At 69.7% G+C, this 22,928-nt stretch carries 22 protein-coding genes; 3 read left to right on the top strand and 19 right to left on the bottom strand.

Annotated elements, in window-relative coordinates; translation table 11 throughout:
* Positions 1-169: 169 nt before the first annotated feature.
* The 5 genes from HW130_RS05870 to HW130_RS36570 all read right to left on the bottom strand — a co-directional run bounded on the left by HW130_RS05870 (position 170) and on the right by HW130_RS36570 (position 3,744).
* Positions 170-874 (bottom strand): GNAT family N-acetyltransferase, encoded by a 705-nt coding sequence (locus HW130_RS05870; RefSeq protein WP_177148332.1) that lies wholly within the window; start codon positions 872-874, stop codon positions 170-172.
* Positions 868-1,332: a hypothetical protein gene (locus HW130_RS36665; RefSeq protein WP_309140343.1), complete on the bottom strand. Its 465-nt coding sequence runs from the start codon at positions 1,330-1,332 to the stop codon at positions 868-870. Before HW130_RS36665 ends, HW130_RS05870 begins: the two co-directional genes overlap by 7 nt.
* A gap of 138 nt (positions 1,333-1,470) precedes the next feature.
* A complete protein-coding gene (locus tag HW130_RS05860; protein ID WP_177148331.1) occupies positions 1,471-2,526 on the bottom strand; it encodes an SPFH domain-containing protein in 1,056 nt (351 codons plus the stop codon).
* Positions 2,527-2,529: 3 nt separating this feature from the next.
* A complete protein-coding gene (locus tag HW130_RS05855) occupies positions 2,530-2,961 on the bottom strand; it encodes an NfeD family protein (protein WP_177148330.1) in 432 nt (143 codons plus the stop codon).
* 309 nt (positions 2,962-3,270) lie between these two features.
* A complete protein-coding gene (locus HW130_RS36570; protein ID WP_305737794.1) occupies positions 3,271-3,744 on the bottom strand; it encodes a MarR family winged helix-turn-helix transcriptional regulator in 474 nt (157 codons plus the stop codon).
* 152 nt (positions 3,745-3,896) lie between these two features.
* Here HW130_RS36570 and HW130_RS05845 point away from each other — a divergent pair, with 152 nt between their 5' ends.
* The 3 genes from HW130_RS05845 (at position 3,897) to HW130_RS05835 (ending at position 7,812) form a co-directional block, all read left to right on the top strand.
* Complete coding sequence (locus tag HW130_RS05845; RefSeq protein WP_309140338.1) at positions 3,897-5,384, top strand: MFS transporter; 1,488 nt, start codon at positions 3,897-3,899, stop codon at positions 5,382-5,384.
* Positions 5,385-5,442: 58 nt separating this feature from the next.
* Positions 5,443-6,369, top strand: a complete 927-nt coding sequence (locus HW130_RS05840) for an NADP-dependent oxidoreductase (protein ID WP_177148328.1) — start codon at positions 5,443-5,445, stop codon at positions 6,367-6,369.
* 123 nt (positions 6,370-6,492) lie between these two features.
* Positions 6,493-7,812, top strand: coding sequence for an aldehyde dehydrogenase family protein (locus HW130_RS05835; RefSeq protein WP_177148327.1), 1,320 nt, complete (start codon positions 6,493-6,495; stop codon positions 7,810-7,812).
* Between the two features lie 189 nt (positions 7,813-8,001).
* Here the strand turns inward: HW130_RS05835 and HW130_RS05830 are convergent, their stop codons facing one another.
* The 14 genes from HW130_RS05830 to HW130_RS05765 form a co-directional block, all read right to left on the bottom strand.
* Positions 8,002-10,077: a 3-hydroxyacyl-CoA dehydrogenase NAD-binding domain-containing protein gene (locus tag HW130_RS05830; RefSeq protein ID WP_177148326.1), complete on the bottom strand. Its 2,076-nt coding sequence runs from the start codon at positions 10,075-10,077 to the stop codon at positions 8,002-8,004.
* Between the two features lie 63 nt (positions 10,078-10,140).
* Positions 10,141-11,022 carry an acyl-CoA thioesterase II gene (locus tag HW130_RS05825; protein ID WP_177148325.1) on the bottom strand — a complete coding sequence of 294 codons (882 nt, stop codon included), beginning with the start codon at positions 11,020-11,022 and terminating at the stop codon, positions 10,141-10,143.
* A 238-nt stretch (positions 11,023-11,260) separates the two neighbouring features.
* Complete coding sequence (locus tag HW130_RS05820) at positions 11,261-12,058, bottom strand: SDR family oxidoreductase (RefSeq protein WP_177148324.1); 798 nt, start codon at positions 12,056-12,058, stop codon at positions 11,261-11,263.
* Complete coding sequence (locus HW130_RS05815) at positions 12,055-12,192, bottom strand: hypothetical protein (protein WP_177148156.1); 138 nt, start codon at positions 12,190-12,192, stop codon at positions 12,055-12,057. The genes HW130_RS05820 and HW130_RS05815 overlap by 4 nt, the downstream gene beginning before the upstream one ends.
* A 55-nt stretch (positions 12,193-12,247) precedes the next feature.
* On the bottom strand, positions 12,248-13,282 hold the full coding sequence (locus HW130_RS05810) for a phosphotransferase family protein (RefSeq protein WP_177148323.1): 1,035 nt from the start codon (positions 13,280-13,282) through the stop codon (positions 12,248-12,250).
* Positions 13,275-14,057 (bottom strand): SDR family oxidoreductase, encoded by a 783-nt coding sequence (locus HW130_RS05805; protein ID WP_177148322.1) that lies wholly within the window; start codon positions 14,055-14,057, stop codon positions 13,275-13,277. The genes HW130_RS05810 and HW130_RS05805 overlap by 8 nt, the downstream gene beginning before the upstream one ends.
* 1 nt (position 14,058) lies before the next feature.
* Positions 14,059-15,288, bottom strand: a complete 1,230-nt coding sequence (locus HW130_RS05800; protein ID WP_177148321.1) for an acyl-CoA dehydrogenase family protein — start codon at positions 15,286-15,288, stop codon at positions 14,059-14,061.
* Positions 15,275-16,087, bottom strand: coding sequence for an enoyl-CoA hydratase-related protein (locus tag HW130_RS05795; protein WP_177148320.1), 813 nt, complete (start codon positions 16,085-16,087; stop codon positions 15,275-15,277). Before HW130_RS05795 ends, HW130_RS05800 begins: the two co-directional genes overlap by 14 nt.
* Complete coding sequence (locus HW130_RS05790; RefSeq protein WP_177148319.1) at positions 16,084-16,902, bottom strand: SDR family oxidoreductase; 819 nt, start codon at positions 16,900-16,902, stop codon at positions 16,084-16,086. Before HW130_RS05790 ends, HW130_RS05795 begins: the two co-directional genes overlap by 4 nt.
* A gap of 628 nt (positions 16,903-17,530) precedes the next feature.
* Complete coding sequence (locus tag HW130_RS05785; RefSeq protein ID WP_177148318.1) at positions 17,531-18,217, bottom strand: TetR/AcrR family transcriptional regulator; 687 nt, start codon at positions 18,215-18,217, stop codon at positions 17,531-17,533.
* 75 nt (positions 18,218-18,292) lie between these two features.
* Positions 18,293-19,258, bottom strand: coding sequence for a nitronate monooxygenase family protein (locus HW130_RS05780; protein WP_177148317.1), 966 nt, complete (start codon positions 19,256-19,258; stop codon positions 18,293-18,295).
* Between the two features lie 66 nt (positions 19,259-19,324).
* Positions 19,325-20,851, bottom strand: a complete 1,527-nt coding sequence (locus tag HW130_RS05775; RefSeq protein ID WP_177148316.1) for an AMP-binding protein — start codon at positions 20,849-20,851, stop codon at positions 19,325-19,327.
* An 84-nt stretch (positions 20,852-20,935) separates the two neighbouring features.
* A complete protein-coding gene (locus HW130_RS05770) occupies positions 20,936-21,535 on the bottom strand; it encodes an HAD family phosphatase (RefSeq protein WP_309140337.1) in 600 nt (199 codons plus the stop codon).
* Between the two features lie 40 nt (positions 21,536-21,575).
* Entirely contained in the window at positions 21,576-22,775 is a 1,200-nt protein-coding gene (locus HW130_RS05765; protein WP_177148314.1) for an acetyl-CoA C-acyltransferase, read from the bottom strand.
* Positions 22,776-22,928: the final 153 nt, after the last annotated feature.

The raw sequence follows: 22,928 nt of genomic DNA, 5'->3' as shown, positions 1-22,928 counted from the left end.
GGCCTGCCGGTATCCGCCCCAGAGCTGGGCCGATGATGAGGCCGCCGGTGGCGACGGCGATGGCGGTATCCACCATGCCCTGGGCCTCGGCACGGGTGGCCGACGCCCTGCAGGCGCGACTCAAGGGCGCCGCAGCGACAATCCGCCGCGGTGTGCGTGGTGGAGGCCGTCAGGGAGTGCGGAGCCCCCAGAAGGTCACGTGCTTGCGGACCTTGAAGCCGAGCCGCTCGTAGAGTGCGATCGCGCCGGTGTTCGCCTCGGCCACGTGGAGGAACGGACGCTCGTTGCGAGCCACGATACGCGCGCCGAGCGCACTGACCAGGCGGGCGGCGTGGCCTCGCCCGCGTGCCTCGGGAGCGGTGCAGACGGCGCTGATCTCGGTCCAGCCCGGAGGCCGCAGCCGTTCACCCGCCATCGCCACCAACGTGCCCTTGTCACGGATGCCGAGATAGGTACCGAGTTCATGGGTACGCGGCCAGAACGGCCCTGGCCGGGTCCGCGCGACGAGGTCGAGCATCTCGGGCACGCTGTCCGCGCCCAGTTCGACGACACCCGTGTCGGTCGCGGCATGAGGGTGATCGGGGCGGCCACTGCCGGGCCAGATCATCTGGCGGCCCTCGAGGCTGAAGACCGGCTCCCAGCCCGACGGCGGAGCGGCCGGGCAGCTGAACATGTCGGCGAGTTCCCCTGGGCCGAGCAGCCGGGCCAGGTCCGCCCATTCCGCCGCGTCCGGGTCGGCGGACACCGCGGAGAAGGTCGCGACTCCCGGCAGGTAGGTGGCAGTCCGACCGAGTCGCCGGGCGAAATGTGCGTGGTGGCCGCGGAGTGACTGGCCCACCGGGTCGTCGAGTGCCAGGGCATCGCGGTTCACCATCGTGCTGTACCTCTCATGTCGTGCGCGGAAGCAAGGCGCCCAGGCCGCTCGACGCCGAAGGGCGTACCCGACTCCGCAAGCGCTGCGAGCTCAAGCCGACCCGACCATCTCTGTTGAGCCCGGTAAGGGTTGCGATCATAGACATGCGCCTCGAGGCATACGCGACGCGGGCGGAGCCTGTGGTGGCCCAGGAGGCGAGGATCCGCAGGCCGTTGTGGGAGCGTGCCGGGTTCCGCGGTCCAGACGACAAGCCGCTGGTCGGGATCGTGCGCGCAGGCGAGAGCGTCCCAGTCGAGTGCGAGGTCGCCGGTGACGGGGTGGCGCAGTACCTTGCTGCCCCGACTGCGGGTGGATACGTCGCGTTCGCCCCGCCGGCGGCGGAAGTCGTCATCTCGCATGGAGAGTTCGCCGACGAGAGCCGCCATGCGCTGGTCGTGGGGGTTGCGGCCCGCTTCCATGCGGAGCATCGCCACGCACGCACGTGCCGTTCCCTCCCAGTCCACACGGATCGCTTTCCGTGTCGTCATCGCCGCGACGCGATCTTCTGAATCCCCACGTGCGGCTGCGACAAGGACATGCCGGACGGCGGCCGACGGCTACTCCATGTCCGGTGATCGGCGTCGACCGTCCGCGAGGGGGCGGGGTGGGCCGGCGTCGGCGTCGGCCGCGTCGGCGAGGGCCTCGGCGGCGGCTTCCGCGGCCTGCGCCGCATCGTCGGCGGCCTGGGCGGCCGCCCTGTCCTCCGAGGACGTCTCACGGGTGGCCGGCGACTGAGGCAGCACCTCGCTGAAGGCGCGGGACACACCCTGCAGCGCGGCAGTTACCTCGCCGGGGATCACCCAGAAGGTGCTGCCCGCCCCCTGGGCGAGCTGAGGCAGCATCTGCATGTACTGGTAGGCGAGCAGCTTGGGGTCGGGATCGTTGCGGTGCACGGCCTGGAACACCTCGTCGATGGCCCGGGACTGGCCCTCGGCCTTGAGGATCTCAGCGGTACGGTTGCCCTCCGCCCGGAGGACAGCTGACTGCTTGTCGCCTTCGGCGGTGAGAATCTGCGACTGCCGTTGCCCCTCGGCCCCCAGAATCGCCGCCCGCTTGTCGCGCTCGGCACGCATCTGCTTCTCCATCGCGTCCTTGATGGACTGCGGAGGGTCGATGGCCTTGATCTCCACCCGGTTGACTCTCAGCCCCCACTTGCCGGTGGCCTCGTCCAACACGCCACGGAGCTGATTGTTGATGGTGTCGCGCGAGGTGAGGGTCTTCTCCAAGTCCATGGAACCTACGACGTTGCGCAACGTGGTGACGGTGAGCTGTTCGACACCCTGCAAGAAGTCGGCGATCTCGTAGGCGGCCGCTCGTGGATCCGTGACCTGGAAGTACAGGACGGTGTCGATCTCGACGACGAGATTGTCCTCGGTGATGACCGGTTGCGGCTTGAACGAGACGACCTGTTCCCGCAGGTCGATCACCGGATAGACCCGGTCGATATAAGGGATGACAAGGTTGAGGCCCGGCCTCAGTGTGCGGCGGTAGCGGCCGAGGCGTTCGACATTGCGAGCGCGCGCTTGAGGCACGATGCGTACCGCCCGCACCACCGTGAATACCGCGATGAGCGCGACGATCACGCCGGCTATGAGCAGCGCCGAGACTTCCATGGCTCACTCCCGGGGGTAGACCACGGCGGTGGCGCCACTGATCTCTATGACGTCGACGGTCGTTCCCGGAGGAATGACCAGCGTCTCGTCATAGGCACGAGCCGTCCATTCCTCGCCCCCGATGCGCACCCTGCCGCCCAGGCCCGACACCTCCGAGACGACATAGGCTGCCTTGCCGACCAGTGCGTCCACGCCGAACCGCTCGGCCTGAGGCTTGAGCAGGTGGCGCACCGCGATGGGGCGCACGAAGAACAAGCTGACCGCAGCGAGGACGGTGAACACCAAGAACTGCAAGGGCACCGGAAGTCCCACCGCGGCGAACCCTGCTGTGACCAGTGCAGCCGCACCCAGCATCCCGAGCGCAGCAGTGAGAGTGAAGATCTCCGCTACCGCCAGCACCCCTGCGGCGATCAACCAGATCAGCCATAGATCCATTGCGCCCTCCTGGCCGCTACGGCTTCCGGGCACCTCAGGCGACTGATTCACCCTTTACGCCAATTTACCCCTTTACTGAAACCCGGGCCTTTTCCACGTATGCACAGGTGAGGAGGCCGGGACAAGCTCGTCATCAGCACCCGGCCGCCTTCGCGACCGCAAGACATCTTCGGCCCCACTCGCCGCACGCCTTCGGCGGTCGGGGCTCCAGGCCCACGGTCGGCGAGCACGAACTGACGACGTCAGATGGGAGTTGAGCGGCACGGGCGCCGGGCGTCGAGATCGAGGCCGGCCGGCGCCCGGCCGCGATCAGGTGGTCTTGGTGGTCTCCTCGGGGTGCAGGCGCCCCAGTAGCTCGTAGAGACTGCGGCGCCCCTCCTCGTCCAGACGCGCAAAGGCTGCCGAGGTGGCCCGCATGTCGGCGCGGATGAGGCGGACTGCCTCCCGTCCCTCGTCGGTGGCGACCACGTTCTTGATCCGCCGGTCGGCCGCGTCGAGGTGTCTGGAGACCAGCCCTCGTGCCTCCAGCCGGTCGACAAGCCCGGTGATGTTGGAGGCGTCGCAGGAGAGCAGTCCCGCGAGCGCGCGCATGGGCAGCGGCTGCCGGAGCAGGATCAGCATCTTGGCCTGCGTCATGGTGAGCCCGTGCATGGCGGCCGCCGCTGTCAGATCCCGGTAGTAACCGGCAGCAGCGCGCGCCAAGCGCTCCACGAGTGCGTCGTGGGCAGGGTCGCCGCCCTGCGCAGCGAAGTGGTCGGCGGGCGGAGCGGGGGTGTGGGCCATGCCTCAAGTGTAGGCGAACATCAATGTTTGACTTCCTCAACCATTGAGGTTTACCGTCTCAGGCATTGCTTGGGTTCATCAAGCATCTAGTCGTTCGACCAGTCCCACCGTCGAGTGCCCGCCACGACGCCCCCGCACCGGAGAAACCACCCGTGTCACAACCCCTTGCTCAGGCGCATGGCCGACGCCGAGCCGAGACCACAGTCGTCCTTGCCCTGAGCCTCGCCGCGATGATCGTGTCGATGATGCAGACACTGGTGGTGCCGATCCTCGGCCTGATCCAGAGCAGCCTCGGCGCCAGCTCCGCCGAGGTCAGCTGGGTCACCACCGCGACCCTGCTCTCGGCAGCCGTCTTCACCCCGCTACTCGGCCGCTTCGGGGACCAGCACGGCAAGAAGCCGACCCTCATCGGCGTGCTGGCGGTGATGATCGTCGGATCCGTCCTGGCCGCCACCACCGACTCGCTGCTCTGGCTGATCGTCGGCCGCGTGTTGCAGGGCGCCGCCACCGCGATCTTCCCGCTCGCTCTGTCGGTGCTCCGCGAGGAGCTCCCTGCCCGCCGTCTGCCCGGAGCGATGGCGCTGGTCAGCGGCACCCTGGCGTTCGGCAGCGGTTTCGCACTGGTCACCACCGGCCTGCTGACCCGCGGCGAGGACGCCGATTACCACCGCGTCTTCTGGCTGGCCACCGGCCTCGCAGTGGTCACCCTGCTCGCCGTCGCCCTCCTGGTACCGGCGAGCCGCAGCAAGACCGGCGGACGCACCGACATACTCGGCGCCCTCACCCTCGGCATCTTCCTGGTTCTCCTGCTGCTGCCGATCTCCCAGGGTCACGAGTGGGGCTGGACCTCCGCACGTACGCTCGGCAGCTTCACCGGAGCGGTCCTCATGGCCGGCGTCTGGAGCTTCACCGAGAGCCGCGTCCGCGAACCCATGGTCGACATGAGGATGTTGCTCCACCGCCCGGTGCTCCTGAGCAACCTCGCGGGCCTCTTCGTGGGATTCGGGATGTTCGCCCAGTTCCTCGGCGTCTCCTACCTGGCGCAGGTGCCGAGGGACGTCGCAGGCTACGGCTTCGGCGCCTCCGTTCTCCGCGCCTCCGTCGAGTACCTGCTGCCCAGCACGATCGCGTCCCTCGTCGCCTCCCAGTTCGGTGGCCTGCTGATCCGCAGGATCGGACCACGCCTCACCCTCGCCCTCAGCGCGATGATCGGCATCGCCGGCTTCGCGTGGCTGGCCGCCGCACACTCCTCGACCCCCTCGGTCATCGGCGCCGGAATGGCCGTCGGAACAGCCATCAGCCTCGGCTACGCCGCGATGCCCGCCCTCATCGTCGCGGGGGTACCGCCCCACCAGACCGGCATCGCCAACGGCATCAATTCCATCTCCCGGTCCGTCGGCAGCTCGATCGGCAGCGCGCTGATCACCTCGCTGCTCGCCTCCAGAACCATCGAGAACCTTCCGGCCGGAGTGCCCCCGCTGCCCGCCGAGAGCCAGTTCACCCTGAGCTTCACCCTGGCCGGTGCCGCCTTCGCCTTCGTCCTGGCCCTCTCGCTGGTCGGCCTCAAGCGGGGACAGCAGGCACCCCGTACGGAACACCTGCCCGCCACGGAGCCGGCGGCTGTCACCACCGCTGCCTGACGATCCCCACCCGTATCCGCACCACTGCACCACTCCCCCACACCAAGGAGTCACCACCATGAAGGCCATCACCTACCGCACCTACGGCGGCCCGGAGGTCCTGGAGTACGGCGATGTGCCGAACCCGAAGCTCGGCGTGGACGCCGTACTGATCCGCGTCAAGGCCGCCTCCGTCAACCCGGTCGACTGGAAGATCCAGGCCGGGTACCTGGACGCCGTCATGGACGCCGTCTTCCCCGTCATCCCCGGCTGGGACGTGGCGGGCGTCGTCGAGGAGACCGGCGTCGGGGTCACCGAGTTCGCTCCGGGTGACGAAGTGATCGGCTACGTCCGTGAGGACTTCGTCTCCCGCGGGACCTTCGCCGAGTACGTCGCCGCCCCGGTCCGTACGCTCGCCCGCAAGCCTGCCAACCTCTCCTTCGAGGAGGCCGCCGGCCTCCCGCTGGCCGGCCTCACCGCATACCAGGCACTGACGCGATCCCTGCAGGTGCGGGCCGGCGACACCGTGCTGGTGCACGCCGCGGCGGGTGGCGTCGGCTCCCTGGCCGTACAGATCGCCGGATCTCTCGGCGCCCGGGTCATCGGCACCGCCGGTGACCACAACCACGCCTACCTGCGCGGGCTGGGAGCGGAGCCGGTCGCCTACGGCGAGGGCCTCGCCGACCGTGTGCGTGCCCTCGCGCCGCAGGGCGTGGACGCCGTCCTCGACCTCGTCGGCGCAGACGCCCTGAAGATCTCGCCAGGGCTGCTTGCCGAGGGCGGCCGCCTGGCCTCGGCTGTGGACGGCGCCGTGCTCGGCCTCGGTGGCGGGTACGTCTTCGTGCGACCCGACGCCCGGGACCTGGAGGCTCTCACCGAGCTCGCCGAGCGCGGGGAGCTGCGGGTGGACGTGGCCGCCACGTTCCCCCTCGCACAGGCCGCCGACGCCCAGCGCCTCAATCGCGAGGGCCACACCCGCGGCAAGATCATCATCACCGTCGCCTGAGCCACCGCTCGCCGCCGCTCCACTTCCTGAACCGCGGCTGATCCCCTGTCGACGCCGGCGCCCGGGCGGCCCCGCAGCGCGGCGACAACGCCCCCGTCCACGTACCGCACCTGTGAGGGAACCATGAACACTCCAGCGCCCGAGCAGCCCGCCGAGCTCGTCGCCCGGCTGCGCACCACCTTCCGCGCCGGCAGGACCAAGCCCGTGGCGTGGCGCACCGAGCAGCTGCGCCGGATGCGTACCCTGCTCACCGAGCAGGGGGAGACATTCGCCGCGGCGCTCCACGCCGACTTGGGAAAGAGCACCACCGAGGCCTACCGCACGGAGATCGACTTCGTCATACGCGAGATCGACCACACCCTGGAGCATCTCGACGGGTGGCTGCGCCCCGAACCGGCCCCCGTTCCCGCGTTCCTCGGCGAGGCGAGCGCCTGGACGCAGTACGACCCCCTGGGCGTCGTGCTGGTCATCGCCCCCTGGAACTACCCGGCGCAGCTCCTGCTGGCCCCGGTGGCCGGTGCCCTGGCCGCGGGCAACGCGGTGGTCGCCAAGCCCAGCGAACTGGCCCCGGCCACCTCCGCCGCCCTGGCCCGCCTGCTGCCGCAGTACCTCGACACCGACGCGGTCGCCGTGGTCGAGGGCGGCGTCCCGGAGACCACCGCCCTGCTCGAGCAGCGCTTCGACCACATCCTCTACACCGGCAACGGCACGGTCGGTCGCGTCGTGATGGCCGCGGCCGCCCGGCACCTCACGCCCGTCACCCTCGAACTCGGCGGCAAGTCCCCCGCATTCGTGGACCGGGGCACCGACCTGGACGCCGTCGCCGCCCGCCTCGTGGCCGGAAAGTTCCTCAACGCCGGTCAGACCTGCGTCGCCCCGGACTACGTGCTGACCGACCCCGAGACCGCACGCACTCTGGAGGGCGCGCTGGCCAAGGCTGTGGAGAGCCTGTACGGACCGGACGCCTCCGCCTCCCCGGAGTACGGCCGTATCGTCAACGAACGCCACTTCGACCGGCTGACCGCCCTCCTCGGTTCCGGCCGCCAGGTCACCGGCGGGGCGTACGACCGGGACTCCAAGTACATCGCGCCGACCGTCCTGGCCGAGGTGTCACCGGACGCGCCCGTCATGCAGGAGGAGATCTTCGGCCCGATCCTCCCGATCGTCGAGGTGGCCGGACTCGACGAGGCCATCGACTTCGTCAACGACCGCGACAAGCCGCTGGCTCTGTATGCGTTCACCGAATCGGACACCACCCGGGAACGGCTCGCCGCCGAAACCTCCTCGGGCGGCCTCGGGTTCGGCCTGCCGCTGGCCCACCTCACCGTCTCCGACCTGCCGTTCGGGGGCGTCGGGGAAAGCGGCATGGGCAGCTACCACGGCCGCTACTCCATCGAGACCTTCAGCCACCGCAAAGCCGTCCTCGCCAAGCCGCTCAGCTGATCCACGCCCAGTCGGCAAGCGCCTGACCTTGCGCGGTCCCTCAGCGCGTGGGCCCGGCGCTCCTGCTAGCCGGCCCTGGCCTGCGCGTGCCGGCTCCGCACGGCGCGGCGGCCCGGCTGTGACTCCTCCTGGAGGAGTCACAGCCGGGCCGCCGCATGATCGCCGGGCCCCGCACCTGCGGTGGTGGCGTCAGTTGAATGTGCCACCCTCGTCGGCCAGCCGCATCAGCAACGGCGAGGGCTCCCAGCCGTCATCTCCGTGGAACCGCCGGAGTCCGGAGAGGACCTGTGCGGCACCCATGGTGCCGGCGTGGAACATCGGTCCGCCGCGGTACCTCGGGAAGCCGTACCCCGCGATGTAGACGACGTCGATGTCCGAGGCGCGCAGGGCTATGCCTTCGTCGAGGATGCGTGCGCCCTCGTCGACGAGTGCGAAGACGAGGCGCTGCACGATCTCGTCCGCCTCGAAGGTGCGGAGCTCGGTGCCGTGCTCGGCGTGGAACGAAGCCAGCAGCTCTTCGACGACAGGGCTCGGGATCGCCTCCCGGCTGCCGGGCGCGTAGTCGTACCATCCGGCGCCGGTCTTCTGCCCGAACCGTCCCATTTCGCACAGGGCATCGGAGATCTCATCCCGGGGCGTGCCGGGGTCCTCCGCGTAGCGCCTTTTACGGATCGCCCATCCGATGTCGTTGCCGGCCAGGTCGGCCGTCCGGAACGGGCCCATGGCGAAGCCGAAGTGCTCTGCGGCGGAATCGATCTCGGCCGGTGTCGCGCCCGCGCGGAGGAGTGTCATCGCCGCATCCCGGTACTTGGCGAGCATCCGGTTGCCGATGAAGCCGTCGCACACCCCGGCCACCACGCCGGTCTTGCCGATCCGCTGTCCCACCGCCATGGCCGTGACCAGTACGTCGTCCGAGGTCTTGGCCCCGCGCACGATCTCCAGCAGTTTCATGACATTCGCGGGGCTGAAGAAGTGCATGCCGAGGACGTCCTCGGGGCGCCCGGTCATGGCGGCGATCGCATCGATGTCGAGGGTCGAGGTGTTCGACGCCAGAATCGCGCCGGGTTTCGCCACCTCATCGAGCCGGGTGAACACCGAACGCTTGACGTCCATGTCCTCGAATGCCGCCTCGACGACCAGGTCGCTGTCCGACACGTCCGCATAGTCCAGCGTCGGCGTCAGGAGCGCCATGCGCTGCTCCAGCCCGTCGGCCGTCAACTTCCCTCTCGCGACTTGACGTTGGTAGTTGCGGCGCATGACGTCCAGGCCGCGGTCGAGCGCCTCCTGGCTGCTCTCCACGATGGTGACCGGAATCCCCACGCCCAGAAACGTCATCGCGATGCCGCCGCCCATCGTTCCGGCACCGATGACGGCCACCTTGTCCACCGTCCGTGCCGGCGTCTCGGGCCGGACGTCGGGGACCTTGCGGGCGGCCCGCTCGGCGAAGAAGGCATGGCGCAGTGCGGCCGACTGCTCGCCGTTCATCAGCTCCAGGAATGTTCTGCGCTCCTCGGCCAGGCCTTCCTCGAACGGTGTGGTTGCCGCCTTCTCGACGAGTGCCAGAGCCTGCGCGGGTGCCACGAATCCGCGGCTGCGCCGGCGCAGGCGCTCGCGTATCGCGCGTGCCGCGGCCGCGTCGTCGCGACCGGCGCTCAGGTCCCGGACCCGAGGGAGCGGCCGTACCGCGGCGACCTCGACCGCGAGTTCCGTCGCCGCCGCCATCACGTCACCGTCCACGATCCGATCGAACAGCCGTTGGCCCGGGAGGTCTCCGAGCTCCCGCGCCGTACGAGGCGCCCCGCCACTGATCATGTCCGCCGCGACGCCGGCTCCCACGACACGGGGCAGCCGCTGCGTGCCGCCGGCGCCGGGGACCAGACCGAGGTGCACCTCGGGGAGGCCGATCCTGCTGCTCGATGTCGCGACCCGATAGTGGGCGCCCAGCGCGAGTTCCAGTCCGCCGCCCAGACAGGTGCCGTCGATCGCCGCCACGACCGGCTTGCCGGCGTCCTCCAGGGCCGCGATGACATCGCCGAGGCCCGGTGCGGCGGTGGTCCCGGGCGTCCCGAACTCCGAGATGTCGGCCCCGGCCGAGAAGGCTCCCTCGCGGCCGGTGAGCACGACCGCATCGACATCGGTGGAGTCCAGGGCACGCTGCAGACCCTGCACGATGCCCTTGCGCGTTGCGTGCCCGAGCCCGTTGACCGGAGGGTTGTCGATGCGGAGGATCGCTGTGCGTCCGGTGACGCTGTAGTGGGTGGACATGCCTGGCACCACTTCCTGAATTCTTTGACAGACGGATTTCGGCGAAGGTCGGGGACGGGGGGATCACGGAACGCTCGCCGAGGCGTGCGCACCACGCGTCCCTTCTTCTGTGTCGCGGCCCGCCATCGACCGGGGCCGTTCGAAGCGCATGAGTCCCTCCTGCGCGACGGCGGCCACCAGACGCCCGCCCGTGTCGAACAGCCTTCCGCGGGTGAGCGCCCGGCCGTGCTCGGCCGAAGGGGAGACCTGGTCGTACAGCAGCCACTCGTCCGCACGGAAGGGACGCAGGAACCACAGCGAGTGGTCCAACGAGGCACCCTGTACGGCGGTTCGGGGATGTGGCAGCCGCGCGGATCCCAGCAGCGCGATGTCGCTGAGATAGGTCAGTGCGCAGGCATGGACGGCACCGTCATCCGGCAGCGGACGCCCGTACCGGATCCACACCCGCTGGCAGGCCGGCGCCTCCGGAACGTGGACGACCTCCCCCGGGGGCACCCATCGCATCTCCCAGTGGCGCCACTCCGCGGGCCGCGGCATCCCCCAGCCGTTGATGCTGTCGGACTCCGGGATGTCGTCAGGTGCCGGCACCGCCGGCATGTCCACCTGGTGGGAGAACCCTTCGTCCCCGCGATGGAACGACGCCGTCATCGTGAAGATCGCCTCCCCCGCCTGGACCGCGGTCACCCGGCGGGCGCAGAAGCTGCCACCGTCGCGGATCCGCTCGACCGAAAAGTCCGTCGGCTCGTGCGGACGGCCGGGCAGCAGAAAGTAGCCGTGCAGCGAGTGAGCCGAGTACGACCGGTCGAGGGTGCGCGCCGCGGCCATCAGCGACTGGGCGGCGATCTGGCCACCGAACGTCCGCGCCCACTCGCTGGGGATCGGGCCGGACCGGAACCGGTCCGGCGCGATCTCGTCGAGGGCCAGGACCTCTCGCAGGCCGGCCATCCTCTCGCTCCTCTCGCTCGTCACGCGGACGTCGCCCCGCGCAGTTCGCGGCGCGCGATCTTGCCGCCGGTGGTCTTGGACAACCGTCCCGGACGCTGACGGCCCGAGGGGCCTTGCAGGCGGCCAGGTGCTCGCGGCAGCAGGCGGCCGGCTCGTCGGGCTCGGCAGATCCGCCGGTCCTCAGGTTGATGAGTGTGGGGGCTCCCGTGTGGGCGCGCTGACCTTCACATGCGGCCGGTCAGCGCGTCCCGGAGATCCCGCCGTCCACGGGGATCACCGTGCCGGTCAGGTATGCGCCCGCGCGGGAGGCGAGGAAGATCGCCGCACTCGCGATGTCCTCGGGGGTGCCGACGCGGCCGAGGGGCACCCGTTCGACCACGTCGTCCCGCAGCTCGGGGTCCTCCAGGACGTGCGCCATCATCCTGGTCGGGAACGGGCCGGGGGCGAGGGCGTTGACGGTGATGTGATCACTCGCGAGCGTGGCGGCCGTCTTGCGGGTCAGCATGTGCACCGCCGCCTTGCTCGCGACGTAGGAGAAGTTGTCGGAGGCGGAGACGACGAGCCCGTCGATCGACCCGATGTTGATCACTCGCGCGGGGTCCTCGGCGGTGGCTGCCGCCCGCAACTGCGGAAGCAGCCGTTGTGTCAGCGAGAAGACGGCCTTGACGTTGACGTTCATCACCTTGTCGAAGCCCGAGTCGGGGAACTCGCCGAACGGCGCACCCCACGCGGCTCCCGCATTGTTGACCAGGACGTTCAGCCGCGGCGCGACCTCCGCGACCCGCTCGGCCAGGCTCTCGAGGCCCTCGGCGGTGGACAGGTCCGCCGGGTGCGCCAGACAGGTTCCGGCGCCGGCGGACGTCAGGGCGGACAACTCCGCTGCCGCCTTCTCGCACGCCTCGGCCTTGCGGGAAGAGATGATCACCGTGGCCCCGGCCGCCACAAAACCGTGCGCGATCATCAGCCCGATTCCGCGTGAGCCGCCGGTCACCACCACGGTCTTTCCGCTGACGTCGAACAGTGCGGCGGGGTTCACGACACCACCTCGAACAGCCCCGCCGCGCCGGTCGCGTGCGCCGCCGGCTCCTGTCCCTCGGTGTTGTCGAACGCGCCCCGGTGGGCGTTCACGATCGGCGTACGCGCCGCCGATACGAGGACTGCTTGCCTCATCACCGCTCCTTTCGTGTATGCGTGAGTGTCAAAGTCCCGTGGGCATGCGATCGGGTCAGATGCCTGCCGTGTCCGCGACTTCGTGGGCCTTCGCCACCAGCGCGTCGATGCGCTCCGCGGTCGGGGTCCCGGACGCGGCCTTGTTCCGCGGTTCGTCCATCGCGCGGCGCATGACGCCTTCCGCGATGATCGCGACCTTCCACAGTCCCATCGCGTGCCAGTAGCCCAGCGCCGTCAGGTCGCGTCCCGACGCCGCCGAGTAGACGGCCACGAGTTCCTCTCGGGTCGGGAAGCCGTCGAGAGAGGCAGCGCCGAAGTCGCCCGAGGTGTTCTCACCCTTGGCAGGCCAGTAGGCCAGCAGGCTGCCCATGTCCGCCAACGGATCACCCAATGTCGACAACTCCCAGTCGAGCACCCCGGTCACCTCCCCGCTGTCGTAGGAGGTGATGACGTTGCGCAGATGGAAGTCGCCGTGCACAAGCGTCACTTCGCGCTGCTCCGGGACGGCCGCGACGAGGCGCCGGGTGAGATCCCCGAGGGCGGGCAGCTCGCGGGTCCTGGACCTCTCCCACTGGCCCGACCACCGCTTGAGCTGGCGCTGCGCGTACGGCTTGTGGCCGGCCAGACCGGTCAGCCCGGTCGCCTCGAGACCGACCGCGTGGATCTTCGCCAGCGTCCGCGGCAACGACATCCCGATCGCCCGGCGGTGCTCGGGCGTCAACGACTGTGCGATCGACATCGTGTCGACGACCTGGCCGTCCACGAACTCCATGAGCAGCAGTGGGGCATCGGTCACGGCAGGATCACCGGTCAGCCCGAGCACCCGCGGGGTGGGGACGGCGGTGCCCTCCAGCGCGGTCAGAATCCGTGCCTCGCGGGCCACGTCGTGCGCCGATGCCAGCAGGCGACCCAGTGGCGGGCGCCGCAGCACCCACCTGCGGCCGCCCTGGTCCCGTACGAGATAGGTCAGATTCGACTGGCCGAGGCCGATGCGTTCGAAGGCCAAGGGCCCGGCGAAGTCGACGCCGAGGGTCTGGAACCAGCGGCTCACCGCCCCGGCGTCGATTCCGACGACGTCCACGCTAGACACCGATGCCGGCTCCTTGCCTGAACGGGAGCGCGTCACCGAGCAGTTGCCCGCCGTCGATCACCATGGTCTCGCCGGTGATCCAACTGGCGGCGTCCGAGACGAGGTAGGCGACCGCCGAGGCGATGTCGGCAGGCTCTCCTATCCGCCCGAGCGCCGTCGACGCCGACACGGCCTGCTCGTGCTCCTTCCACAGAGCCTCGGCCAGCTTCGTGCGCACGACACCCGGCGCCACCGCGTTGACGCGAACCTTCGGCGAGAGTTCCAGGGCCAGTTGCTTCGTGAGATGGATGAGTGCGGCCTTCGACGCGTTGTACAACCCGATGTTCGCCTCGAAGGCCATGCCGCCGACCGACGCGGTGTTGACGACCGCCCCGCCGTGCTCGCCCATCCAGGCCCGCGTGGCCAGACCCGTCCACAGGACGGGAGCCCACAGGTTCACGTCGAAGGTCTTGGCGAACCGCCCGTGGTCCTGGTCGATAACGGGCCCGAAGGCCGGGTTGGTCCCCGCGTTGTTGACGAGGATGTCCAGGCTTCCGAAGCGCTCGAGCGTCAGGTCCACACAGCGCTGGGCCGCCTCTTCGTCGACCGCGTGCGCACCGACCCCCAGCGCTGACCGGCCCACCCGGGCCGCGGCGGCGTCCGCCGCCTCCTGGGACCGGGAGGTGAGGACGACGTTTCCGCCGGCCGCGGCGATGGCCTGGGCGATCGCCAGCCCGATACCGCGCGAGGCGCCGGTGACGACGGCGGTACGACCGGTGAGATCGAGTCCTGCCATCTCAACTCACCGCTGCCGTGGCCGCGTCGCGGTACTGCCGCAGTTCCTGCCTGGCGATGGCCCGCTTGTGGACCTCGTCGGGACCGTCCGCCAGCCGCAGCGTCCGCAGACCCGCGTACATCATCGCCAACGGGAAGTCCTCGGTCACTCCCGCTGCCCCGTGCACCTGGATGGCGCGGTCGACGATCTTCAGCGCGATGTTGGGGGCGGCCACCTTGATGGCCGCGATCTCGGTGCGCGCTTCCTTGTTCCCGACCGTGTCCATCAGATACGCGGCCTTGAGCGTGAGCAGGCGGATCATCTCGATGTCGATGCGCGCCTCCGCGATCCAGTCCTGGATGTTGGACCGCTCGGCAACCGGACGACCGAACGTCACCCGTGACTGCGCGCGCCGGCACATCAGCTCCAGCGCCCGCTCGGCCGCACCGATCGCCCGCATGCAGTGGTGGATACGACCGGGCCCGAGCCGGGCCTGGCTGATCGCGAAGCCCTCGCCCTCGCCCTTGAGCACGTCCTTGGCCGGCACCCGCACGTCGGTGAAGTCGATCTCGGCGTGCCCCTCACGGTCCTGGTAGCCGAACACCGGCAGCCCGCGCATCACCGTGATCCCGGGGGCGTCGATCGGGACGACCATCATCGACTGCTGCCGGTGCGGGGCAGCGGTGGGGTCCGTCTTCCCCATGACGATGAGCACCTGGCAATTGCGGTGCAGGGCATTGGAAGCGAACCACTTGCGGCCGTTGAGCACGTACTCGTCGCCGTCGCGCTCCATCCGCAACTCGATATTGGTGGCGTCGGAGCTGGCCACGCGCGGCTCGGTCATCGCGAAGGCCGAGGCCATCGTCCCGTCGAGCAAGGGCTTGAGGTACTTCTCCTTGTGCTCGTCGGTGCCGAAGAGCGTGAGCACCTCCATGTTGCCGGTGTCGGGGGCGTTGCAGTTGCACGCCTCGGAGGCGATGTGACTGCGCCCCATGATCTCGGCCAGCGGCGCGTATTCGAGATTCGTCAGCCCCGGGCCCCACTCGGGGTGCGGGTGAAAGAGGTTCCACAGGCCGCGCTTACGCGCCTCCGCCTTGAGATCCTCCAGGATCGGCGGGTGGAAATTCGGGTCGCCCGACGCGTGCATCTGCTCGTGGTAGACCTCCTCGGCGGGGTAGATGTGCGAGTCCATGAACTCGAGCAGATCCGCCTGGTACTTCTTGGCGCGGTCCGACATGTCAAACAGGGACATCTGAACTCCTGACGGGTAGGGAGGGAAAGCTCGGCGGGCGCTTGTCGAGGTGACTGGCCACGCCTTCGACGAAATCGGCTCCGCGGAAGGCCTGGAGCATGGCGCCTTCCGCCCGGGCCGAGGAATCGGCGTAGGTGCCGTCCGCGTCGCTGCGGAGTTGGTTCTTGATCGTGGCCATGGATGCCGGGGAGCAGCGCGTCGCCAGATCTGCGGCGTACGCGACAGCGGCATCGACCACACTGCCGGTGGGGACCAGGTGGTCGAGGAGTCCGATACGCAGTGCCTCCTCGGCGTCCACCATGCGACTCGACAGCAGCAGGTCCGCGGCCCGGCTGTGCCCCACCAGCCGCGGCAACAGCCAGGAGATCCCGTACTCGGCGATCAGCCCGCGCTGCGCGAATGCCGTGGTGAACCGGGCCGAGGGCGAGCCGAAACGGATGTCGCAGTAGAGCGCCTCCACCATGCCCAGGCCCGCGGCCACCCCGCCCACCGCACCGATCAGCGGTTTGCGCAGGGTCAGCGGCACGTCGCGCGGCCGGCGCCGGGCCCTGTCCGCGTCCAGGACCTCGCCCACCGCCTGCAGCCGCTGGAGGTCCGCGCCGGCGCAGAACCCGCGTCCCGCGCCGGTGACCACGACGGCGCGTACGTCCGGGTCGTCCTCGGCGGCGTCGAGCAGCGCGAAGTAGCGGTCTTCGAGTTCGTCGGTCCAGGCATTCAGCTTGGCCGGCCGGTTGAACGTGAGCACCAGCACCGGCCCGCGGTGTTCGGCGAGGACGAGCTCGTCGGGTTCGCCGGTCATGCCTGCGCCAGCAGAGAGTTCTGGTAGCGGCGCATGCCGCGCAGCCACCGGTCGTAGTCCGAGCCCTTCTGCCGGTACATGTCCAGAACGTCTTCGTGCGGCAGGATCAGGAAGCGCTCCTCCTCGATCGCGGCGAGGACGGCGTCGGCGACCTCGGCCGGCTCGAGGACGTCACCCGCGGAGGTGACGGCCTGCGTGGCCGCTCGTCCCAGCCCGTCCCCGGAGTCCTTCCCCAAGGACAGCATCCTGGTGTTCACCCCCATCGGGCACAGGCAGCTGACATGGACCCCGCGATCGCCATAGGTGACACTCAGCCATTCGGCGAAGCCGACGGCCGCGTGCTTGGTGACGGAGTACGTGGCGGAGCCGATCTGGGTGAGCAGCCCGGCCGCCGAGGCGGTGCTGACGAAGTAGCCCTCGCCGCGCTCGAGCCACCCCGGCACCAGCAGCTTCGCCGCACGGATGTGAGCTCGAAGGTTCACGTCGATCGAGACGTCCCAGTCCTGCTCGCTCACGTCGAGGCCCGGTGCCCCGGCGATGCCCGCGTTCGCGAAGTAGAGGTCGACCGGACCGAACGCGCTCTCCGCCAGGTCGATCAACTGCTGGATCTGGGCGGTGTCCGACGCGTCGGCGCCGGCGCTGACGGTGCTTCCGGGGTGGTCGGCGTTGACTCTCTCCGACACCGCCTGCGCGGTGTCCGCGTCGAGGTCTGCGACGACGACCCGCGCACCCTCGCGAGCGAGCCGTGCGACCAGCGCGCCGCCGATGCCTCCACCGCCCCCGGTGACGACGGCGACTCTTTGTTCAACGTTCACAGCGAACCCTCTCCGTGGCGGGGCGTGCGGTGCCGACCACGGCCCGAGATGCTGCGGCCGTGCTCCCGACCACCTGTATAATTGAATCCGACGTCAAGTTCAACAGTCGGGGGGCATCAGGCCCTGGAGAAGTCCGTCTCGTCTACTTGCGGCCGGAGGGTTCATGGTCGGCCTCGCGGCCCTTGCGTCCGTCGCCAGAGGGAAAAGCCGCTCACCGAGCGGATCGGCAAGGGGCTCGGGCCTACGGAAGCCCAGAAGCGGGTCAACGCCTTGGCAGAGGCAAGAGAGGCCACACTCGGCCAAGAGCGCCGGCTGCGAGCCCGCTGACGGGCACCATCGCGGACCGGCTGCACGCCTTGGACTCCGACCCGGCCCGGTTGCCGTGTCATCGCCGGGCTGCGTTCGACGGCTTCAGCTCGTGCCTCGACGACGGCTACGGCCAGGTGCCGTTCCCCGGCCGTTACCGGGCGGCTCGAGGAGAACGAGAGAGCCGTCGTACCAGGGGTGGTGAGCCAAGTGGTCGAGCACGCAGGCGCGGGCAAGCCGCTCTTCGTCGCTGCTGCGGGCGCCGGGGTCGTCGAACGGTCGTAGGCGGCGGGCTTCGCCCCAGCCGGCGCTACTGCCGGATTCAGCGGTGGCCGGGGAACCGCAGGGCGTTCGCCCAGAGCCGGGTGACCGTGGACACGAGTTCTTCGAAGTCCACCGGTGTGCCTTCTTCTCGCCCCTCGCCGAGCGCGAAGGCGTTGTAGGCCATGACGCTGACCATGCCCGACAGCGCACGGGAGGCCATCATCGGATCGACCTCACGGTCTGCGACACCTCGCGCCTGCAGGTCGACGATGCCGCGGGCGTTGCGGCGGATGAACGCATCCGTGCGCCGGCTTCGGAACTCCCAGAACACCGGCTCCACCTGTGCGACCTGCTCGAGCAGTCGCATCAGCTTCGCGTTCCGTTTGTACGCCTCGAGATACGCGCGATTGCTCGCCTCGAGTACCGCATACGGATCGTCGGTATCCTGCACCCGGCCCATGCCGGGGTGCAGCATGTCCTCCTGCGCCTCCAGGAGGACGGCGGCGAGCACCTCTTCCTTGTTGGCGAAGTAGGTGTAGAAGGATCCCGACGCGCATCGGGCCTCTTTGGTGATGTCGACCAGGCGGGTGTCGAGGTAGCCGTCCCGCTCGAACACCTTCCGCGCGGCCTTCACCAAAGCGGCGCGTGTCCGCGCTCCGCGTTGGGTCGTGGGCGGCTCGCGAAGTGGCGAGAGAGGCGCCATGGGCGGGGCCTTCTCGCTGTCCTCGGGCGCAGTGGTGTTCATCCCCGGAAGTATACTTGAATCCGACGCCAGACTCATAAGTGAGGTCCCGGGCTCGTGCGGCTGCGGCGTACACCGTCACATGCGCTGAAGTCGACGCTTCGCCTCGGCGTACTCACCGGCGAGGCGCTCGACGACCGCTGCGGCGGGAAGTACCGCCCCGACCGCACCGACGCCCTGACCGGCGCCCCAGACGTCCCGCCACGCCTTCGCCCCTTTGACGTCCCGGTTTCCGAAGTCCATGGCGGACGGATCGGAGCCGGGCAGTGCGGCTGGATCGAGCCCCGCGGCCTCGATGCTGCCCCGGAGGTAGTTGCCGTGCACGCCGGTGAACAAGTCGGAGTACACGATGTCCGCAGCGGTGGAGTCCACGATCATCTGCTTGTACTGGTCCTCCGCGTTCGCCTCGTCGGTGGCGATGAACGCCGAACCCACGTAGGCGAGGTCGGCGCCGGCGGCCTGCGCGGCGAGGACTGAGCGGCCGTGGGCGATGGAGCCCGACAGCAGAAGGGGGCCGTCGAACCAGTCGCGAATCTCCTGGACGAGCGCGAAGGGTGACTGCGTGCCGGCGTGACCGCCCGCGCCCGCGGCGACGGCGATCAGGCCGTCCGCCCCCTTCTCCACCGCCTTGCGCGCGAACCGGTTGCTGATGACGTCGTGCAGCACGATGCCGCCGTAGGAGTGGACCGCGTCGTTGACATCGGCCCGGGCGCCGAGAGAGGTGATGACGATCGGCACCTCGAACTCCACGACGGTCGAGAGGTCCTCCTCGAGGCGCGAGTTGGTCTTGTGCACGATGAGATTGACCGCGAACGGCGCGGACGGTGCCTCGGGACGGTCGGCGTCGTGCTTGGCCAACTCCTGCGTTATGTGCTGCAGCCATGCGCGCAGCGCCGACTGGGGCCGCGCGTTCAGCGTGGGGAAGGAACCCACGATCCCGGAGGTCGACTGGGCGATGACCAGCTCCGGACCGGACACGAGGAACATCGGCGATGCGACCACGGGCAGGCGAAGCCGGTCCCGCAGGACGGGAGGCAGGCTCATGAGCAACTCACCATGTGTCATGCGACTTTCTCCTGTGGCGGACACATCTCGTCCGTCGACGGATGTTCAGTGCCGGCGGGCGGGTACGTCGCCGGGCGCGGGGTCACGGGTCAGGTCCGTACGGTCGATGGAACGCTTGAGGATCTTCCCGGTCGGGCCCTTGGGCAGCGCGTCGACGAACCGGATGATGCGCGGCACCTTGTAGGCGGACAGCCGCTCGCGTGTCCAGTCCGACACCTCGGCGGCACCGAGCTGCGAACCGGGCCGGGCGGCGACGAGCGCGGCGACCTCCTCGCCGTAGTGGTCGTCGGGAACGCCGATCACGGCTGCCTCGACGATGTCCGGGTGCTCGTAGAGGACTTCCTCGACCTCACCGGGGTAGACGTTGTAGCCGCCGCGAATGATCAGGTCCTTGATCCGGTCGACGATGCGCAGGTCGCCGTCCGTGTCGGTCTCACCGAGGTCGCCGGTCCGGAACCAGCCGTCGGGCGAGATGGCCGCGGCGGTGTCCGCGGGGCGGTTCCAGTAACCGCGCATCACCGTGGGCCCCTTGATGTGGACCTCGCCGACGGTACCCGGCGGGCACTCGTTCCCGTCGGTGTCACGCACCTGCACCTGCAGCCGCGGGACCGCCCGCCCGGTGTACCCGGTCTTGCCGCCGCGGTCGACGTCGTTGAAGGTGCCGAACGCGGTCGTCTCGGTGAGCCCATACCCTTCGAGGATGGTGCAGCCGAACCGGGCCTCGAAGGCCCGGGCGATCTCCCCGGGCAGCGACGCGCCGCCGGAGACGGCGACGCGGAGCCCGGCGAAGTCCGCCGGATTCGCGTCACCCGCCGCGTGCAGCATCGCGTTCCACATGGTCGGTACGCCGGCCATGATGGTGAGCCGGTCGCGGCGCAGCATCTCCAGCATCGCCGCCGGGTCGAATCGGGCCAGCAACGACATCGAGCCGCCCACGGTCAAGGTCGCCATCATGACGGACGCCTGGCCGAACACGTGGAACAGCGGGAGTCCGGTGCCGGTACGGTCGGCGCTCGTTGCGCGGCTGCACTCGGCGCCGATCTCCCCGGCTGACAACAGGTTCCCGACGGTGAGCTGAGCACCCTTCGGCCGCCCTGTCGTACCCGAGGTGTACAGGATCGCCGCGGTCTCGTCCCGGTCCCGGTCGACCACGGGGGCAAGGTCGGCGCCGGTGACCGTCGCACCAGGAGACAGCGCCCAGGAGGGCACCTTGAGCGAAGAGGCCGCCTCCGCCACGGCGGGGCCGATGGCGTGCCAGGCGATCGCCAACGAGCACCCGGCGTCGCCGAGAACGTACTCGACCTCGGCCCGGGTGGACATCGTGTTGACCGGCACCACCACACAGCCCGCGGCCTGGATCCCGAGGTAGGCGACCACGAACTCGGGCACCGACGGCGCCGCCAGCAGCACCCGGTCCCCGGGAGACAGGCCCGCGGCCGCCAAGGCGCTCGCGTACCGTGCGCTCGCGTCGCGCAGTTGCCGGTAGGTCCACTGATCGGCGCCGCCGCGCAGCGCGATGTTGTCGGGAGTTGCGGCCGCGTGGCGGCAGACCGGGTCGAGAACACTGGCCATGGGCGGTGCCTTCCGGAGAGGTGAGCAGGTGATGCGGTGCGGGTCCAGGCCTGACCGGTCTCCCCCGACCGGTCGCCCGATCGGTCAGGCGACGATCCTGAAGCGTTCGGCGAGTTGGCTGCGGGTGTCGGAGGCACTGGTGTGCAGTACGCCCTCGATTCCGATCCGCGCCGCTCCGTCGAGGTTCTGCTGCAGATCGTCGATCATGACTGCTTCCTCGGGGGCGACGCCGAGGCGTTCACATGCGATCGCGTAAATCCGCCGGGAAGGCTTACGGATGCCGACCTCGGAGGAGATGACGACCGCGTCGGCCACTGCGGCGAGGTCGACGCCGTCATAGGTTCCGGTCCCGAACGAATTGGACACCAGCGCAACGGGATACCCGGCGGCGCGGAGATCGTCGAGCAGGGCGAGCACGTCCTGATCGATCGACATTCCCGCTTGCATCCGGGCCGTGAGCCCCTGCGCCTGTACGTCGGCGCCGTGGGCGCGGAGACGCTCGGCGAACCCTCGCTCGAAGGCTTCGGCGTCGATACGGCCGGACTCGTGATCGGCCAGGAGGGTGCGTGACGGCTGATCCCGGCTCAGGAGGTCGAGCGGCAGGCGCGGGTCGCCGCCGAGCGAGGCGCCGAAGTCGGTGAAAGCCCGCAACACACTGGAGGTGATCACCCCGCCGAAGTCCACGAGGACCGCGGTTCGCGCCTTCTTCGTCACGCTCGACACCTCAGGCCACCTCGAACAGTCCGGCCGCGCCCATTCCGCCGCCGACACACATCGAGATCACCACATACCTGACGCCCCGGCGCTTGCCCTCGATCAGGGCGTGCCCCACCAGGCGGGCGCCGGTCATTCCGTACGGATGACCGACCGATATGGCACCGCCGTTGACGTTGAACCGCTCCGGGTCGATGCCCAGTTCGTCACGGCAGTACAGCGCCTGGGAAGCGAACGCCTCGTTGAGTTCCCAGAGACCGATGTCGTCGACGGTGAGGTCGTGCTGCTTCAGCAGCTTCGGAATGGCGAAGACCGGACCGATCCCCATCTCGTCCGGCCCGCAACCGGCAACGGCCATGCCGCGGTACACCCCCAGCGGCTCCAGCCCGCGGCGCTCGGCTTCCTTCGACTCCATCAGCACCGACGCCGAGGCCCCGTCCGACAACTGCGAGGAGTTGCCCGCCGTCACGCTGGAATGCACGGTCACCCGACCGTCCGGCAGCACCGGCGCCAGCCCGGCCAGGCCCTCGAGTGTGGTCGACGCGCGGTTGCCCTCGTCCCGGGTCAGGGTCACAGCCTCGTCCCGCACCTCCCCGGACTGCTTGTCCAGGACCTTCTTGACACTGGCGAGCGCGACGATCTCCCGGTCGAACCGCCCGGCCTCCTGCGCCGCCGCGGTGCGCTGCTGTGACATCAGCGCGAACTCGTCTTGGCGTTCCCGGCTCACGCCGTAGCGTTCGGCGACGATCTCCGCCGTCTGCAACATCGGCATGTAGATGCTCGGCTTGTGCTCGACCAGCCAGGGATCCGCCATGCGGTGGGTGTTCATGTGGTCGTTCTGCACCAAGGAGATCGACTCGACACCGCCGCCGACAGCGACCTGCATCCCGTCGCTGACGATCTGCTTGGCGGCCGTCGCAATCGCCATCAGGCCCGACGAGCACTGCCGGTCGATCGTCATCCCCGACACGACGTCCGGAAGTCCGGCACGAAGAACGGCCTGGCGGGCGACGTTGCCACCGGAGGACCCCTGCTGCACGGCACAGCCGAATATCACGTCCTCGACCTCGCCTCCCTCGAGCCCGGCACGCTGCACCGCGTGCGAGAGGGCATGGGCGGCAAGTTCCTGCGCCTGGGTGTCGTTGAACGCGCCGCGGTATGCCTTCCCGATCGGCGTCCTGGCCGTCGAAACGATGACTGCTTCCCTCATGTCGCCTCACTGCTTTCTGTCGGTCCGGTTCGTCCGGGAGCTTCAGGGCCGGTGTCCCGAGCTCCGTGAGCCGGGCTCGATGCCGGTCGGCCTTTCCGCATGCCACCCGGGGCGCTCCGCCTCCCCTTTTTCCGAGGGCGTGGCGCCATGGCC

It is taken from the genome of Streptomyces sp. PKU-EA00015 (assembly GCF_013387495.1).
In the GTDB taxonomy this organism is placed as follows: domain Bacteria; phylum Actinomycetota; class Actinomycetes; order Streptomycetales; family Streptomycetaceae; genus Streptomyces.
Note: the sequence above shows the minus strand (reverse complement) of the source record. Positions and strands in the feature narration are given on the sequence as shown.

What these genes read in the sequence shown, in the direction of transcription:
- HW130_RS05780 (WP_177148317.1), bottom strand. Translation starts at nt 19,258, where the DNA reads ATGAGCCTGCCTCCCGTCCTGCGGGACCGGCTTCGCCTGCCCGTGGTC.
- HW130_RS05860 (WP_177148331.1), bottom strand. Translation starts at nt 2,526, where the DNA reads ATGGAAGTCTCGGCGCTGCTCATAGCCGGCGTGATCGTCGCGCTCATC.
- HW130_RS05835 (WP_177148327.1), top strand. Translation starts at nt 6,493, where the DNA reads ATGAACACTCCAGCGCCCGAGCAGCCCGCCGAGCTCGTCGCCCGGCTG.
- HW130_RS05795 (WP_177148320.1), bottom strand. Translation starts at nt 16,087, where the DNA reads ATGACCGGCGAACCCGACGAGCTCGTCCTCGCCGAACACCGCGGGCCG.
- HW130_RS36570 (WP_305737794.1), bottom strand. Translation starts at nt 3,744, where the DNA reads ATGGCCCACACCCCCGCTCCGCCCGCCGACCACTTCGCTGCGCAGGGC.
- HW130_RS05815 (WP_177148156.1), bottom strand. Translation starts at nt 12,192, where the DNA reads ATGAGGCAAGCAGTCCTCGTATCGGCGGCGCGTACGCCGATCGTGAAC.
- HW130_RS05830 (WP_177148326.1), bottom strand. Translation starts at nt 10,077, where the DNA reads ATGTCCACCCACTACAGCGTCACCGGACGCACAGCGATCCTCCGCATC.
- HW130_RS36665 (WP_309140343.1), bottom strand. Translation starts at nt 1,332, where the DNA reads ATGGAAGCGGGCCGCAACCCCCACGACCAGCGCATGGCGGCTCTCGTC.
- HW130_RS05775 (WP_177148316.1), bottom strand. Translation starts at nt 20,851, where the DNA reads ATGGCCAGTGTTCTCGACCCGGTCTGCCGCCACGCGGCCGCAACTCCC.
- HW130_RS05870 (WP_177148332.1), bottom strand. Translation starts at nt 874, where the DNA reads ATGGTGAACCGCGATGCCCTGGCACTCGACGACCCGGTGGGCCAGTCA.
- HW130_RS05765 (WP_177148314.1), bottom strand. Translation starts at nt 22,775, where the DNA reads ATGAGGGAAGCAGTCATCGTTTCGACGGCCAGGACGCCGATCGGGAAG.
- HW130_RS05840 (WP_177148328.1), top strand. Translation starts at nt 5,443, where the DNA reads ATGAAGGCCATCACCTACCGCACCTACGGCGGCCCGGAGGTCCTGGAG.
- HW130_RS05825 (WP_177148325.1), bottom strand. Translation starts at nt 11,022, where the DNA reads ATGGCCGGCCTGCGAGAGGTCCTGGCCCTCGACGAGATCGCGCCGGAC.
- HW130_RS05805 (WP_177148322.1), bottom strand. Translation starts at nt 14,057, where the DNA reads ATGGCAGGACTCGATCTCACCGGTCGTACCGCCGTCGTCACCGGCGCC.
- HW130_RS05785 (WP_177148318.1), bottom strand. Translation starts at nt 18,217, where the DNA reads ATGAACACCACTGCGCCCGAGGACAGCGAGAAGGCCCCGCCCATGGCG.
- HW130_RS05800 (WP_177148321.1), bottom strand. Translation starts at nt 15,288, where the DNA reads ATGTCCCTGTTTGACATGTCGGACCGCGCCAAGAAGTACCAGGCGGAT.
- HW130_RS05855 (WP_177148330.1), bottom strand. Translation starts at nt 2,961, where the DNA reads ATGGATCTATGGCTGATCTGGTTGATCGCCGCAGGGGTGCTGGCGGTA.